This is a genomic window from Erysipelatoclostridium sp. MSK.23.31, assembly GCF_019125875.1.
Lineage (GTDB): Bacteria > Bacillota_I > Bacilli_A > Erysipelotrichales > Coprobacillaceae > Thomasclavelia > Thomasclavelia ramosa.
The window spans coordinates 1-14,831 of the sequence record NZ_JAHOCB010000023.1 but is presented as its reverse complement, the minus strand read 5'-3'; the positions used below and the strand labels follow the sequence as shown (position 1 = coordinate 14,831).

17 protein-coding genes are annotated in these 14,831 nt (G+C 31.3%); 16 read left to right on the top strand and 1 reads right to left on the bottom strand.

What is annotated here, in order from left to right; genetic code table 11:
- The 8 genes from KSU54_RS11135 to KSU54_RS11095 all read left to right on the top strand — a co-directional run bounded on the left by KSU54_RS11135 (position 1) and on the right by KSU54_RS11095 (position 5,460).
- Positions 1 to 1,014, top strand: a complete 1,014-nt coding sequence (locus KSU54_RS11135) for an aldo/keto reductase (protein WP_009299626.1) — start codon at positions 1 to 3, stop codon at positions 1,012 to 1,014.
- A gap of 2 nt (positions 1,015 to 1,016) precedes the next feature.
- The gene (locus KSU54_RS11130) at positions 1,017 to 2,171 is read left to right on the top strand and encodes an MFS transporter (RefSeq protein ID WP_003534796.1); all 1,155 of its coding nucleotides are present in this window, start codon (positions 1,017 to 1,019) and stop codon (positions 2,169 to 2,171) included.
- Positions 2,172 to 2,224: 53 nt separating this feature from the next.
- Positions 2,225 to 2,614: a MerR family transcriptional regulator gene (locus tag KSU54_RS11125; protein WP_008792037.1), complete on the top strand. Its 390-nt coding sequence runs from the start codon at positions 2,225 to 2,227 to the stop codon at positions 2,612 to 2,614.
- 229 nt (positions 2,615 to 2,843) lie between these two features.
- Positions 2,844 to 3,143, top strand: a complete 300-nt coding sequence (locus KSU54_RS11120) for a hypothetical protein (protein ID WP_003534793.1) — start codon at positions 2,844 to 2,846, stop codon at positions 3,141 to 3,143.
- 116 nt (positions 3,144 to 3,259) lie between these two features.
- Complete coding sequence (locus KSU54_RS11115; protein ID WP_003534789.1) at positions 3,260 to 3,475, top strand: hypothetical protein; 216 nt, start codon at positions 3,260 to 3,262, stop codon at positions 3,473 to 3,475.
- Positions 3,459 to 4,598, top strand: a complete 1,140-nt coding sequence (locus KSU54_RS18890; protein ID WP_022008128.1) for a hypothetical protein — start codon at positions 3,459 to 3,461, stop codon at positions 4,596 to 4,598. The genes KSU54_RS11115 and KSU54_RS18890 overlap by 17 nt, the downstream gene beginning before the upstream one ends.
- Positions 4,595 to 5,095, top strand: a complete 501-nt coding sequence (locus tag KSU54_RS11100; protein ID WP_003534786.1) for a LytTR family DNA-binding domain-containing protein — start codon at positions 4,595 to 4,597, stop codon at positions 5,093 to 5,095. The genes KSU54_RS18890 and KSU54_RS11100 overlap by 4 nt, the downstream gene beginning before the upstream one ends.
- Positions 5,096 to 5,100: 5 nt before the next feature.
- Positions 5,101 to 5,460 (top strand): hypothetical protein, encoded by a 360-nt coding sequence (locus KSU54_RS11095; protein WP_224209072.1) that lies wholly within the window; start codon positions 5,101 to 5,103, stop codon positions 5,458 to 5,460.
- 28 nt (positions 5,461 to 5,488) lie between these two features.
- Here KSU54_RS11095 and KSU54_RS11090 read toward each other — a convergent pair whose 3' ends face one another.
- On the bottom strand, positions 5,489 to 6,499 hold the full coding sequence (locus KSU54_RS11090; RefSeq protein WP_009010032.1) for a LacI family DNA-binding transcriptional regulator: 1,011 nt from the start codon (positions 6,497 to 6,499) through the stop codon (positions 5,489 to 5,491).
- Positions 6,500 to 6,779: 280 nt separating this feature from the next.
- On the opposite strand from KSU54_RS11090, the gene KSU54_RS11085 reads away from it, so the two are divergent.
- The 8 genes from KSU54_RS11085 to KSU54_RS19165 all read left to right on the top strand — a co-directional run.
- A complete protein-coding gene (locus KSU54_RS11085; RefSeq protein ID WP_008792032.1) occupies positions 6,780 to 8,051 on the top strand; it encodes a PTS sugar transporter subunit IIC in 1,272 nt (423 codons plus the stop codon).
- A 304-nt stretch (positions 8,052 to 8,355) separates the two neighbouring features.
- Positions 8,356 to 9,168: a transketolase gene (locus KSU54_RS11080; RefSeq protein ID WP_008792031.1), complete on the top strand. Its 813-nt coding sequence runs from the start codon at positions 8,356 to 8,358 to the stop codon at positions 9,166 to 9,168.
- Complete coding sequence (locus KSU54_RS11075) at positions 9,169 to 10,113, top strand: transketolase family protein (RefSeq protein WP_008792030.1); 945 nt, start codon at positions 9,169 to 9,171, stop codon at positions 10,111 to 10,113.
- Positions 10,113 to 11,591 (top strand): FGGY-family carbohydrate kinase, encoded by a 1,479-nt coding sequence (locus KSU54_RS11070; RefSeq protein ID WP_008792029.1) that lies wholly within the window; start codon positions 10,113 to 10,115, stop codon positions 11,589 to 11,591. Before KSU54_RS11075 ends, KSU54_RS11070 begins: the two co-directional genes overlap by 1 nt.
- The gene (locus KSU54_RS11065) at positions 11,578 to 12,993 is read left to right on the top strand and encodes an L-fucose/L-arabinose isomerase family protein (RefSeq protein ID WP_117792534.1); all 1,416 of its coding nucleotides are present in this window, start codon (positions 11,578 to 11,580) and stop codon (positions 12,991 to 12,993) included. The genes KSU54_RS11070 and KSU54_RS11065 overlap by 14 nt, the downstream gene beginning before the upstream one ends.
- Entirely contained in the window at positions 12,993 to 14,276 is a 1,284-nt protein-coding gene (locus KSU54_RS11060) for an apiosidase-like domain-containing protein (RefSeq protein ID WP_199414807.1), read from the top strand. The genes KSU54_RS11065 and KSU54_RS11060 overlap by 1 nt, the downstream gene beginning before the upstream one ends.
- Positions 14,276 to 14,575: a PTS sugar transporter subunit IIB gene (locus KSU54_RS11055; protein WP_008792026.1), complete on the top strand. Its 300-nt coding sequence runs from the start codon at positions 14,276 to 14,278 to the stop codon at positions 14,573 to 14,575. The genes KSU54_RS11060 and KSU54_RS11055 overlap by 1 nt, the downstream gene beginning before the upstream one ends.
- Before the next feature lie 132 nt (positions 14,576 to 14,707).
- A partial coding sequence (locus KSU54_RS19165) for a transaldolase family protein (RefSeq protein ID WP_272491015.1) occupies positions 14,708 to 14,831 on the top strand: 124 nt, incomplete at its 3' end.

Here is a 14,831-nt window from a genome sequence, read left to right as displayed (position 1 = left end):
ATGGAAACAAGAAAACTCGGTAGTAATTTTGAAATATCAGCAATTGGTCTAGGATGTATGGGAATGACCCATGGTTTTGGTGATGCGAGTGATCAAAAAGAAATGATTGAAGTAATTCGCGGTGCTTATCAAGCAGGAATTACAATGTTTGATACTGCAGAGTGTTATCAAGGTGTTAGTGAAACAGGAGAAATTTTATATAATGAAGATTTAGTTGGACAGGCATTGAGTATCTATCCCCGTGATAGTTATCAGATCGCAACTAAGTGTGGAATCAAGGTGATTGATGGAAAGCAGGTTTTAGATGCACGTCCTGAAGTAATTCGCACTTCTTTATCAGAATCACTGAAACGTTTAAAAACAGATTATGTGGATTTATATTATTTACATCGTGTTGATCCTAAAACACCGATTGAGCTTGTTGCTCAAACAATGAAAGAATTGATGGCGGAAGGAAAAATAAAGCATTGGGGATTATCAGAAGCAGGCGTTGAAACAATAAGAAAAGCTCATGCTATTTGCCCACTTACAGTAGTTGAGAGTGAGTATTCGATGATTTTTAGAGAACCTGAAAAAAATGGATTACTTGATACATTAAAGGAATTGAAAATAGGATTTATTCCATTTGCACCATTAGGTAAAGGATTTTTAACAGCAACGATCGACCCTAATCAAACTTTTTCTAAAAATGATACTAGAAGTAAACAACCACGATTTAAAAAAGAGAATATGGCAATAAATCAAGTACTAGTTGAATTGATCAAGAAGTTAGCAAAAGAAAAACAGGTAACTCCAGCTCAAATCGCTTTAGCTTGGGTAATGGCTCAAGGTGATTGGATCGTACCTATTCCAGGAAGTCGAAAGCTAAGTCGGATTGAAGAAAATATTAAAGCCAGCAAAGTTATTTTAGATGAGGTTGATTTGAAAAATATAAAAAGAGCATTAGATAATATGGATTTAAAGGCAGAACGTTGGGATCCAAATTCTGATAATGCTAAACGAGTAGGAAAATAGTCGTGAAAGAAAAACTTTGGACAAAAAAGTATCTATTATCAGTAATAATTCTTTTCGCAATATGCCTTTGTTCCAATATTGTATTGTCGGTTCTAACGATTTTTGCTAAAAATTTAACTGGATTAGATACATACGCAGGATTGATGACATCAATTTTTACTTTGGCAGCTTTGTGTGTTCGTTTTATTGCGGGTATTTTGTTAGATAAATTTGGGTGTAAAAAAGTAATATTAGGTGGTATAACGTTGATGATGGCTGCAGCATTTTTCTTTATTGACTGTAAGCAAATTGAATTGGCGATTATTTATCGAATAATGCAAGGGATTGGGTTTGGAATAGCTTCAACTGGGGCTAGTACATATGTTGCCAAAATGTGTCATCCTAATCGATTATTAGAAGGGGTTAGTTATGCTTCTATTGCCAACAGTTTAACAGGGGTAGTAGGACCATCGATTGCTTATAGTATTTTAGGAGCTAATTATGATCGCTTTAAATTGCTTTTTATTGTTTCATTATTAATTTGTATTTTAACTTTTGGGTTAATGCTGCTGGGTAAAGATGTATCAATTGTTAGCATAGAAAATCAAAATAAAGAGAAAGAAACTATTAATTGGCTTATTTTAATTGTTCCGATTTTAGTATTATTCTTTAATTCCTTGACGCAAAGTGCAATTACCTCATTTGTTTCTCTATATGCAATTAGTCTTGGATTTGCTGGAGCAGGAATGTTTTTTTCAGTAAATGCAATTGGAATGATTAGTTCACGTTTTATTATGAATAGACTAGTTATTCATTTTGGTGAGTTCAAAATGTTGTTATTAAATTCTTTATTATTTTTTATTAGTGTATATTTAATTGGTCAAGTAACTAGGATGTACCAACTCCTGTTTTTAGCGCTTCCCGCTGGATTTGCAACTGGAGCTGTTGCCCCGATTGTTAATACATTTTTAATTAAGCGAATGCCGGAAAGTAAAAACGGTATTGCTAATGCGACATATTATGCTGCAATGGATATTGGGTATGCAATTGGTTCAGTTGTTTGGGGAATTATTGCTGCCTTTAGTGGTTATCGGATGATTTTTTATCTTGGGGCATTAATGCAAATAGTTGGTGTCATTCTTTGCTTAGCTCAAATGAAGATTTATCGATTAAAATAAAAATTGAAGGTCTACAAATTATGACTTATAATTATATAAAGAGGGTGATGAAAATGACAATTGCAGAAGTTAGTAAAAAATTTGGGATTAGTTCGACAACATTACGATATTATGAAAAAATTGGATTAATGAATCCTGTAGCAAAAAATATTAGTGGTCATCGAGATTATCAGGAACCGGATTTGCGTCGAATCAATTTTATTAAATGTATGCGGGCTGCTGGAATGACAATTGAGCAAATAAAGTTGTATGTAGATTTATTTAATGAAGGAGAGCATACGATTTCTCAAAGAAAAGATATTATGATCGAACAATTAGGAAATTTAGAAGCACAAGTTGAAGAATTACAGTCGATCATCAGCTATTTAAAGCATAAAATAGATAATTATGAAAGTACTCTAGTAAAAAGAGAAATGGAGCAGCGGAATAAACTAAAAGGGTAGTTTGTTTTTAAAGCTGGATTGGTAGAAAAAATACTTATCATATGATAGAATATAAATAGTAAATGAATTACTTCCCAGATCTCGTAGAATGTTATTATTCTACGGGATTTTCTTTTTATAAAATGTTATAATTTAGATGATTAAGTAAAAAAATTATTCAAAGTCAAATTTGTTACTAATAATAAGGTAAAGTTTTTTTAGTTAAATTGATATAGTCGGAGGTAGAAGAATGAATATTTATTATATTATTGGGGCGGTTGCAATCATTTTAATCTTATTATTTGTATATTGGTATAGTCACCGTAGTAATAAAGAACCACATGAGTATATTTTAGTTGTATCATTTGACGATGGCTATTATTATGATTTATGTGAAGATGAGAGATTTAAAAAATTAGCTCAATTTGAAAAGAATAATAACGAATTTATTGCCAAGACAAAATTAAATGAAGTTTATTTAAAAAAGGAAATTGGTAAAATTTTAGAGATGGATCTAGCTAAGCTGCATGTAATTATAAAACGTTGGTAATCACAGTATTTACTGTGATTTTTTTGTAATTCAGGCTAATTTAATGCAATTTAGACCAAAAGGCATGAAACAATCTAAATTATTAGATATACTTGAAGTAGAGAGAGGTAATAATTATGGGAATTGGTTTAATCGCATTAGCATTTATTTTTATGTATGGTCTTAAATTAACGATCAATGATGTAAATTTAATTCCTGCCTATATTTCGGCTCTTTTGATGATTTTAGGACTTTTATGTATCCGTAAACGGTTAAGAGAAAAGTATCTTGATTATGCATTAATTTTAACAATAGCTTTATGTATAGTAATTTTTATTGAACCAAGGTATTGATTTTAATGAATTTGTTTTTGTTAAAGGATTGATTAGTTTTGCAATGTTATATTTTGTATTAAAAGGAATTGAGAGAATAAGTAGCGATTATATTGAAATTGAAAAATATCAAAAACATATTAAAAACTTTATAATTATCAATTTTATTTTATCATTTCCGATATTAAATATTTTATTCGTTTCGTTACTATGGTTTTCTATGATTGGAATCTATGGATATATATTTTATAAGGCTTGCTGCATTACGTATCACTTAAATAAGATAAATCAGTATTTAAGTGAGCGATATACGAAAATTTTAATCAAGCGAGTTCACCCACGAAAGAAAACATATTGGCTAATTGCAATCATAGCTTTGATCATGAGTATAGGTGGAATAACTTTTTTATCTGATCCGATAATGTATCGTTTAGAGGATCGAAGTGTTTTTACAAATTATGCGATTTATGCTTATCGAAATGATGATGTGATCATTGAATATTGTTCTATTTGGAATGAGAGTAATAATAAAACAGGAACACTTAAAACGACCAATACTAAAACTGTTGCATACCCAGGTATTTATATTCGTGATGAACTCATTGAAATTTCTAAACAAGTGAGTATTAAAGTTAATGATAATTCAGTATTGCCGGATGATACTATCGATATTACTAGTGAAAATGATGGACAGCACACTGGATATCAAAAGTTAATCTTTGACTATGTTTATTTTGATAACGATCTTGAGTACGATTATGGTCCATATATTTCAATTGTTTTATATGATAAAGATGGTTATAAACCACTAGACATGAATGTTAATCTTACTAAAGTAAAAAGTAATAATTATGGATATCGAAATAATGAAATTGAAATAAAAAATTTAGAAATAGATGAAAATAATGTATTAAAGAAACCAGACATTCATTTAAAAAATACTAATTTTAAAATACTGAAAGCATATTTGATTCAGGGAAATCATGAATATCAGCTGTATTATAATGAAGAAATTAAGAACAATTATATTTCTGGTTTACCATGTGTTATACCAATTAAAAACGATAATGAGCTAAAAATAATTCTATATGATGAAAATAATAAAAGCAAAACATTGTTATATCAATTGGAGCTAAAAAATTGAAATTAATATGTAATGAGAAACATCGTCAAAAATTAGAAACATTTTTTGCTCGTTATCAAGAATTAGATATTATTTTAGTGGAACAAGGAATAGAATATGCAGGGTTATATTATACTTTTACACTCAATAATTTAAAAAGTGTTGAAAGTGATTTAAATGAGATGCTCGAACGGTATTTAATTGGTTATCTTGCTGAGAAGATACATAGGATTAATTATCAAGATATTGTCTATATTGAAGGATTTTCCAAAGAGGCCTATTTAAACACACAGACATGTCAGTACCTATGTCATTATAAACTATATGAATTAGAGCAATTATTAGATAAATATAGCTTTATTCGGATAAATAGGTCGATAATTGTAAATATTAATTATATTGAGTATATGCTGCCTGAACTGAATTCTCGTTATACCTTGTATATGCAAAATGGAATCATGCTAGTCCTAACAAGAAGTTATTTGAAGAAATTTAAAGAAAGGTTAGAAATAAGGTGATTGAAGTGCTAGAAAGAATAGGCATAAATCTATCGTTGAGCTTTATTTATATCTTATTATTTAGGCATCTAATTACTCCTACAGTGATTGTAAATACTGATTTTCAAGTGATTATATTATATTTTTTGTTGGCCCTTTTAATCAGTATTTTTTTAGAGGCATGGCATTATCTAATCATTGATTTAATTGAATATCCTAAAGTAACATTAACAGTGATAGCTATTGGAATGATCGTTTGTTTATTTATAAAAACTAATTTATACATGTTATTTTGTTTAGGGTATGTAGTTATTATGATGTTGACTGATTTTTATCGTACTTATAAGATACAGCAGGCGCTGATTTTATTTAAAAACAAACATTAAAAAATCGTTATTTTATACAGTAACGATTTTATCTTTTTTTAACACTATCACGTTGAATGGTTTTTGTCGCAATTAATATTTTTTGAATATCATAATCAGGTGTATTAATTTTTTGTACTAATCTTGATACTGCAGTTTTGCCTAAATATTGTTTATTGACATGAACAGTAGTAAGCGCAGGAGTAATTAATTCACAAATTGGCAAATCATCAAAACCGCATATTGAAATAGATAGATCTAATTCATTGAAGGCTTTGATTGCTCCTAAAGCGATATTGTCATTAACAGCATAGAAAGCTGTAGGTAATTTTTCTTTAGGAAATTCTGCTAAAAAGGAATTTAAAAAAGCTTTCATATCCAAATATGCTCCTTCGGGCGTTGGTTCAACTAATGCTTCATTTTCAGGTGATAAAAGTAAATTATTATCATTTAAAGCATGGACATAGCCATTTTTCCTTTCCCTAAAATTATTGATTTGATGAGATGAATTAATAATACCAATACTTGTATGGCCATTTTTAATTAAATGCTCAACGATTTCGTAGGTACCATCAACATTGTTAATGGCGACGTAATCAAAGTTAGTATCTCTAAATGCAGTATCTAAAACAACCAAAGGAATACAAATATTTCTAAAATAATTCAAATCCTGAACTTCCATTTCTGTCCCTAATAAAAGAATCCCACTAGTTTGATCAGTTTTTAATATATCTTCTAAACGTCTATTTTTTAAGATTTCTGCATCTACATGATTGATGACTAATTCAAATCCTTGTCCACTACATTCAGTTTCAATTCCCCTGATTAATTCTGAAAAAAATGGAGTATCTCCAACAACGTGAGCTTGTTTATTAACGATCAGTAGACGAATTAACTTATCTTGATCGCTATTTTTTCTAAAATATCCCATCTCACGAGCTATTTGTAAAATATATTCTCTTTTTTCATTACTAATCCCTTTACGGTTATTTAGTGCATTTGAGACAGTTCCATCAGATACTCCTGCTTTTTTTGCAATATCACTTATTTTTATTTTCATTTTGTATACCTCTCTTAAGGCTATTATAAACAATCACTAAATAAATTACAAATATATTTAGTGATTGTTAAATATTTTAACTAAAATAGTTATAAACCGATATAAAAAAGATTTATTTAGCTAAAATTTAGCTAAATATTTTATATTTAGTGAATATTTAGTTATTTTATATAAAAAATTTAGTTTTTATATTGATGATAATAAAAACGTTTAGTATAGTAATAATGTAGAAAGTTGCAACACTACAAATTCATTTAATTTATATTAAGAGGGACGGAATATGGAAAATAACAAGTTTATTAACAAAGCATTAGAAGTGTCTGGTCGTATAGCGGCAAATATTTATCTTGATTCAATTTCCAAGGGGTTGATGGGGACTTTACCAATTTTAATGATCGGTTCACTGGCATTATTATTTGGAGTTTTTCCCTTTGACCCATGGCTTAATTTCATTCAATCAACTGGGATAGAAAAATATTTCTTAGCAGCATCCACAGTTACTACAAGCTGTTTATCTATCTATGCTTCATTTTTAATTGGTCATCGTTTAGCTGGTCATTTTAAATGTGATCAAATTCCTGCGGGATTAATTTCAATATTTGCATTTTTTATTACAACGCCTTTAACTGAAGAAAGTGCTTTATCGATGCAGTTTATGGGGGCACAGGGGTTATTTGGAGCAATGATTGCAGCATTGATTGCCACACGTTTATATTGTTTCTTTATGACTAAAGAAAAATTAAAGATTCATATGCCAGAGGGAGTACCGCCAATGATTGCAAATACGTTCTCGGCATTGATTCCAGGTATTTTAGTTGGATTTATTTTCATTTTTGTTTCATTTGGTTTTTCGTTTACTTCATGGGGATCATTTTCACAAATGGTCTATTCAGTAATTGTTACACCTTTAAATGCATTGGGTGGAAGCGTCTGGTCATTAGTTGTATTACTTTTAGTTCAAATGTTTTTATGGTTTTTTGGAATCCATGGTTCAAATGTTATTTCAGGGGTAATCACTGCGGTATATTTACCAATGGCAACAGCAAATATGGAAGCATATGCAGCTGGAAAGGAACTTCCTAATATTTTAGGGAATACATTCTATGATGCATTCAGTGGAATTGGTGGTGCTGGAGGGACATTGTCATTATGTATCATCTTATTGCTTTTTGCTAAATCTAAACAAAATAAAGAAATGGGCAAATTAGGAATCGTTCCAGGTTTATTCACTATTAATGAGCCGGTTGTTTTTGGTTATCCATTGATTATGAACCCAATTCTGGCAATTCCATTTATTTTAACACCAATCGTACAAACATTAGTTGCCTATTTTGCAATGGCAATTGGGCTTGTTCCACCATTAACTGGAGTTCAAGTACCATGGTGTATGCCGATTATTATTAAACCATTATTAGCAGGGGGATGGCAGGCAGCAGTTCTTCAAGTTGTTTGTATCGCAATTGGATGTTTAGTTTGGTATCCATTCTTCAAAGTATCAGATAACCAACGCTACAAAGAAGAAATTAGTGCTAAAGGACACGAAGAAGCCTAATTAACAAAGTTTTACTATTCACAAATAGTCTTGATTATAATAAAACACAGGTGTTGAAATAATATATAAATTAAATGTATTGTAAGTACTCCTTTCTTTATTAAATGGATAATCAAGAAAATAATAGATTATAAAACCAAATAAAAATATTTAATGCTATTTAATAAAGTTTGGCAGAGATGATTATTAAAAATCAACGTAAGAAAGATCATGTCTTTAGTGAAATGATAAAGGCATGATCAATTGTTTAAAAAGATAGTAAAATAAATATTTTAAAATTTGATTACTTGAAAGGAGCTAACAGATGGAGATAGAGTTATTAGAGAGACAGTCTAGTGAATTGCGAAAGGATATTGTTGAGGTATGCTATCACTCAAAAGCCGGACATGTTGGTGGTTCATTATCAGCAATTGATATTTTAAATGTTCTCTATTTTAACGAATTAAGAATTGATCCAAATAATCCTAAGATGGAAAATCGTGATCGGTTCATTTTAAGTAAGGGACATATTGCAGAAGCTTTATATGTTACATTGGCTAAGCGAGGTTTTTTCGCATACAGTGAGTTAGATAATTTTTCAGGATATAATACTAAATATATTGGTCATCCTAACAATAAAGTGGCTGGTGTGGAAATGAATACTGGTGCTTTAGGACATGGATTAGCAATTGGCGTAGGACTTGCGATTGCAGCGAAGAAGATGGGGCAGGATTATCGAACTTATGTTTTAATGGGGGATGGTGAGCTGGCAGAAGGTTCTATATGGGAATCAGCGATGGCTGCTGGACATTATAAGTTGGATAATCTATGTGCTATTGTTGACCGTAATCATTTGCAGATCAGCGGTTGTACTGAAACTGTTATGACTTTAGAAGATCTTAAAGGAAAATGGCAGATGTTTGGTTTTGAAGTAATTGAAATCGATGGCAATAATTATGAAGAAATAATCAATGCATTTACTCAAGCAAAAGCAATAAAAAATAAACCATCTTTAATTCTTGCTAATACAGTAAAGGGAAAAGGGGTTTCTTTTATGGAAAATCAGGCATCATGGCATCATGGTGTTTTAGATGCAGTACAGTATAAGCAAGCATTGATGGAATTGGGGGATTTATAAATGGGAAATAAAATTGCTAATCGTGCAGTAATTTGTGAAAAATTACAAGAGTTCGCTAAAACGGATCAAAAGATTTGTATCGTTACAAGTGATTCTCGTGGCTCTGCTTCATTAACTCCATTTACGAAAGAATTTCCAGATCGAGTCATTGAAGTAGGAATTGCTGAACAGGATTTAGTTGGAATTGCAGCAGGTTTAGCTGCTGCAGGAATGAAACCGTATGTTGCATCACCGGCTTGTTTTTTAACAATGCGTTCGATTGAACAAATTAAAGTAGATGTTGCTTATTCTAAAACTGATGTCAAACTGATTGGAATCAGTGCAGGAGTCAGCTATGGAGCTTTAGGAATGTCACATCATTCTTTACAAGATATAGCAGTATTAAATGCTATTCCTAATATGACAATCATCGTTCCGGCTGATCCTTATGAAACAAAAAAAATGATGAATAAATTGGCTGATTTCCATGGACCAGTTTATATTCGAGTTGGGCGTAATCCGGTTTCCGAAGTTTATCATGATGATAATTTTGATTATGAAATTGGCAAAGCTAAAATAATGCACGATGGTGATGATCTTTCTATTGTGGCATATGGAGAGATGGTCAGGGTAGCTTTAGATGCAGCTATTCAATTAGAGCTTCAAGGAATTCAGGCTCGTGTAATCAACATGCATACTATTAAACCGTTTGACCAAGAAGTAATTGTCAAAGCAGCAAAAGATACAAAAAGAATTATTACAATTGAAGAGCATAGCATTAATGGTGGACTTGGAAGCATTGTCAGTCAGATAGTAGCTAATCAAGCTCCATGTATAGTGAAGACATTAGCAATTCCAGATGAAACTTTAATTTCTGGAAACTCGCAGCAGCTGTTTGAATACTATGGTTTAACAAAAGAAAATGTAGTTTCAATTGCTAAACAGTTATTAAAGGATGAAAAGTAATGAAGTATATATTAACGATTGATCAAAGTACTTTTTCAACCAAAGTATTTATTATTGATGAAGAGAGTAATATGCTGGCTTCTTCAAGTTATCAACATCAACAATATTATCCTCAAAACGGCTGGGTCGAACATGATGGAGAAGAAATTTATACTAATTTACTTAAGGCTGTCAGTACGCTAAAAAAAGAATTTCCTGAATTAGTCGCAAAAGTTGCTGGAATAGCAATTACTAATCAACGTGAAACAACTATTCTTTGGGATAAAAGGACAGGAAAGCCTGTTCATCATGCAATTGTTTGGCAGTGTCGTCGTACAGCCTCAATGTGTGAAAAATTAAAAATCCATCAAGACTTAGTAGAAAAGTTAACCGGTTTAAAAATCAATCCGTATTTCTCAGCTCCGAAGATAAAATGGTTGATTGAAAATTGTAAACTTGATGAAATTGATAATTATGCTTTTGGAACAATGGAGTCATGGTTGATTTATAATCTAACTAATGGTAAAAAACATGTTAGTGATGTTACTAATGCATCACGAACATTATTAATGAATATTGAAACTTTGAAATGGGATGAAATGCTATGTAGTATTTTTGATATTCCATCAATTATTTTACCAGCCATTTTAAATAATGACGAGATATTTGGTTATAGTGATGTTAATGGTATCTTAGATCATGAAGTGCCAATCTGTGGAGTGATTGGTGATTCACAGGCAGCGCTATATGCCCAGCATTGTTTTGAAACTGGTTCAATGAAAGTAACTTTAGGAACAGGATCAAGTGTAATGATTAATGCGGGTAGTTGTAAACCACAACTAACTAAAGGAATAGTCAATGCAGTAGGCTGGTGTGTTGAAAATAGGATAATCTATGCTCAAGAGGCAATTATTAATTGTAGTTGTGATACTCTTAATTGGTTAAAAAATCAAATTGGATTATTTAAAAAAGAAGCACAGTTAAATAGCATCTGGGATGAAATAGAGAATAATGACGGGGTTTATCTAGTTCCTGCATTTGTTGGCTTAAGTGTTCCTTGGTGGAATGATCAAGCGCGTGCAAGTATTTGTGGGCTGGCTCGTAATCATGATTATAAATACATTTTAAGAGCAGGCTTAGAATCGATTGCTTATCAAATCTATGATGCAGCAACTGCTTTAGGATATACATCTAATCAAATAATGAATATTGATGGTGGAGCAGTTTCAAATATAGGGTTGTTACAATTTATTGCAGATATTTTAAATGTTGAAGTTAAGGTGTCATATAATTATGCACTTTCAGCTATGGGGGCTTATGAGATTTCACGATTAAAATTATTTGGACAAACGGAATATTATGAAGATAAGAAAAAATATTTTCCAACTATGGACGAAAAGGTGAGAAATGCAAATATTTATGGCTGGCATCAAGCAGTAAAAGGAGTTTTAGCAGTAGCCAAACTAGATAATGAGGTGGAAATAAATGATAAATATTAAATTAGGAGTTATTCCGACGAGAAGAGATATTTTTAGCAAAGAAGAGGCATTAAAATATAAAGAATTGATTTTACAAAAATTAGCAACAATGAATATTACTTTTGTTGATATCGAGGATGCTAACGACGAAGGATTATTATTTGATGATAATGATGTTGATAAAGTCGTTGATAAAATGATTAAAGAAAAGGTGGATGCTTTGTTCTTTCCTCACTGTAATTTTGGAACTGAGTATTTAGTTGCACAAGTAGCAAAAAAAATGAATCTTCCTATTTTGATTTGGGGACCGCGTGATGAAAGTCCTTTAGGTGATGGAAGTCGTTTGCGTGATAGTCAGTGTGGATTATTTGCAACTGGAAAGGTATTAAGACGCTTTCGGTGTAAATTCACATATCTGCCAATGTGTCGTCTTGAAGATCAAGAATTTTATGAGGGGATAAGACGATTTTTAGCAACGGTAAATATTATTAAAGAATTAAAAGATTTAACAATATTACAAATTGCAACGCGACCATCTGGTTTTTGGACAATGATGGTTAATGAAGGTGAATTACTAGAGAAATTTAACATTAAGATCCATCCGGTTACTTTAGCTGAAGTTAAAGATGAGATGGATGCAGTTGAGCAAAATAAAAAAGATGAAGTAATTCAAGTAATTGATTATCTAAAAAAAGAAACTATAATTGAAATTAGTGATGAAGCTTTAGTAAAAGTAGCAGCTTTAAAGGTAGCAATCAAAAGTATTGCAAAAAGATATAATTGTAAGGCTGCGGCTGTTCAATGCTGGAACGCTATGCAGGGAGTATTAGGAATTTTTCCGTGTGCTGCTAATGCTTTATTAACAGATGAAAAATTTCCTGTTGCTTGTGAAACTGATATTCATGGTGCTATCACTTCAATTATTGCACAGGCTGCGTCAATTGAAGATAATGTTACTTTCTTTGCGGATTGGACTGTTCCTCATCCAACAAACAACAATGCTGAGTTATTACAACACTGTGGTCCATGGCCGATTTCCTTGATGGAAGAAAAGCCAAGATTAGGGGCACCATTTGCGTTTAATCATTCTCACCCAGGGAGTCTTCATGGGAAAATTAAAGAAGGGGAGATGACAATTTTAAGATTTGATGGTGATAATGGTGAATATTCATTATTAATGGGAAAAGCAAAAACAATTCCTGGACCATTTAATCAAGGTACTTATATTTGGATTGAAGTAGATGATCTAAAAAAACTTGAGGATAAACTAGTATGTGGCCCTTATGTACATCACTGTACAGGAATATATGAAGATATTTTGCCACAAGTATTTGAAGCTTGTAAATATATAGAAGGTTTGACACCAGATCCATATGATCGTGATAATGAAGTATTAAAAGCATTAGTAAGGGGGGAAAAGTAATGGGATTGAAAGTTGCGATAAATAAAAAAAGTTTTGAAAAGAATGGTAAACCATTTTTCTATTTAGCAGATACTTGTTGGAGTGCATTTACAAATATTAATGAAAATGATTGGAAATATTATTTACAGTATCGTAAGCGACAAGGATATAATGTTCTACAAATTAATATTTTGCAGCAGTGGGATGCTAGTGCTACTGATTTAAATCATTCACCGTATCAAAAAGATGAAAAAGGTAATTATCAATTTGATAAATTGAATGATTCATATTTTAATCATGCTCGTAGTATGTGTGAAGTTGCAAAAGAATATGGTTTTGAATTAGCACTAGTTGTTTTATGGTGTAATTATGTACCAGCGACATGGGCAAATAATATGTTGAGCCATAATACGATGCCTTACGAAGAGATCGATGGATACATAAAAAAAGTAAATGAGACATTTACTGATTTGGATCCATTATATGTAATCAGCGGGGATACTGATTTAAATGAGGAAATTAGCTGCTCTTATTATTTGAAAGCAAGTCAATTACTACATGAATTAGCACCGAATTGTTTACAAAGTCTACACGTACGTGGACGTTTGATGGAAATTCCTGAGAAACTAATTAAACAAATGGACTTTTATATGTTTCAATCCGGGCATAATGCAAAGCTGGAAAATAGAGCGATGCCTTATTGTTTACCAGAATATTTTATTGAACATTATCCAGTTAAGCCATTATTGAATTCAGAACCGTGTTATGAACAAATGGGGTATTCCTCAAATATGTATGGTCGGTTTCATCAATTTGAAATCAGACGAGCTGCTTGGCAAAGTATTTTAACCGGTGCTTTTGCGGGAATCACATATGGGGCAGCTGGCATTTACAGTTGGCATACTTATGGTAAAGAATTTGCAAACGAAGTAGGAGAAGGATTTGATTCCCCGAATCCATGGCATCTTGCTATTCATTATCCAGGTGCTTGGGATTATAGTGATATTAAAGTTATTTTTGATAATTATGAAATTACTGAATTATCATCAGCTCAAAATTTATTAATGAATGGAATTGATGATATTCGTGCGGCTTTAACTAATAACAAGCTATTATTGATTTATGTTCCGGAAAATACAAAAATTAAATTAAAACTTGAAACTACAGCAATTGACAAGATTACAATTATTGATTTGGAAACACGTCATCGAGAAGTGGGGACAGTTAGTTCTTGTCAAGGTGGATGCATGGTTGGAATGCATATTTTTGAACATGATGCTTTGTATGTGGTGGATTTAAAATAATGAAACGTATTCTATTGTTATGTGCTGCAGGAATAACAACATCATTATTGACAAAAAAATTAGATGATTTAATTAGAGAAGTCAATGAAGAGTATCAAGTTATTGCCTGTCCTGTTGCGGAAGTAGCGACTCAAGGTATTCAAGCAGAAATTTTATTATTAAGCCCACAAGTAAGATTTAACTATGCAAAGATACAACAGATGTTTCCCGATAAATTAGTATTAAAAATAGGTGCAGAGGATTACAAGAATCTAAACGCTGAAAAAATTATAAAAGATTTAAAAAACAATTTAAAATAACAATCTAGAAAGTTTGGAAAATTAAATAATTACTGCAAATAGTCGACTTTATCCTCCCTGATAAATTTTCTATAAATTATTGTAATTTGATAGTTTTTCCAAACTTTTTAATTTAGATAAAAGGAGAATTATATGAGATTTTTTTTAGATACGGCTAATGTCGAAGAAATAAAAAAAGCAAATGATATGGGGGTTATTTGCGGTGTTACTACCAATCCCTCTATTATTGCTAAAGAAGGTCGAGACTTTAATGAGG